Origin of the sequence: Delftia sp. ZNC0008 (genome assembly GCF_000799035.1) — a bacterium.
Lineage (GTDB): Bacteria > Pseudomonadota > Gammaproteobacteria > Burkholderiales > Burkholderiaceae_C > Comamonas > Comamonas tsuruhatensis.
Genome location: NZ_JTKZ01000895.1, coordinates 1 through 1,022 on the forward strand (window position 1 = coordinate 1; position 1,022 = coordinate 1,022).

Sequence of the window (1,022 nt, forward strand, 5' to 3'; positions counted from 1 at the left end):
CGTGAAGCTCAGGCCCTGGATCACCTTCAAGGCCTGAGCACCGGCAAGCGCCTCACTGCAGCCGCAAGCCGTCCGCCGCACGGTCCTGGGCCAGCTTGCGGTACAGCGTCTGGCGGCTGATGCCCAGCATGCGCGCGGCCTGGGTGACATTGCCCCGGCAGTTCTCCAGCGCCTGCCGCACGGCCGAGCGCGAGAGTTCATCCAGGCTCTGCGGCGCAGCGTCGAGCCGGGGGCCGCTGCGGGCGGTCTGCGCCAGCTCGGCCTGGAAGTCGTCGGGCAGGTGCTGCCACTGCAGGCAGTCCTCATGGGGATCGAGCATGGCGCAGGCCGTTCTCAGCACGCTGGCGCACTGGCGCAGATTGCCGGGCCAGCCATGGCCGGCCAGCTGCGCCAGCAGGGCCGGTGCCATGCGCAGCGGGCGCGCGGGTTCGATGTCGGCCAGCATGCGCGCGGCCAGCGCCTCGAAGTCGCCGCGCTCGCGCAGCGGAGGCAGCTCCACGGCCAGGCCGTTGATGCGGTAGTACAGGTCGGCACGAAAGCGCCCCTGGTCGGCATCCTCGCGCAGCCTGCGGTTGGAGGCGCTGACCAGCGCGAAATCGACCGCAACGGGCGTGCCGCCGCCCAGCGGCACCACCTGCCGCTCCTGCAGCACGCGCAGCAGCCGGGTCTGCAGCGACAGCGGCATGTCGCCGATCTCGTCCAGGAACAGGGTGCCGCCGTGCGCCTGGCGCAGCAGGCCCGCCTGTCCTTCGCGCCGCCCGCCCGTGAAGGCGCCCTGGCGGTAGCCGAACAGCTCGGCCTCGATCAGCGACTCGGGCATGGCCGCGCAGTTGATGGCCACGAACGGGCCGTCGCGGCGCGGCCCGCTGTCGTGGGCCGCGCGCGCAAACCATTCCTTGCCCACGCCGGACTCGCCCTGGATGAGCAGCGCAATCGGCTTGCCCAGCACGCGCCGGGCCTTGTCGGCCGCCGCACGCCAGCGCGCATCGCCCGTGTCCAGCCGCGCCAGCGCATCGCGGGGG

General features: G+C 73.2%; 1 protein-coding gene. It reads right to left on the bottom strand.

Annotated features, from left to right (window positions below; genetic code table 11):
* Positions 1-52: 52 nt before the first annotated feature.
* Positions 53-1,022, bottom strand: a 970-nt coding sequence (locus L995_RS29060; RefSeq protein WP_047474883.1) for a sigma-54-dependent Fis family transcriptional regulator, incomplete at its 5' end; no start/stop codon positions are given.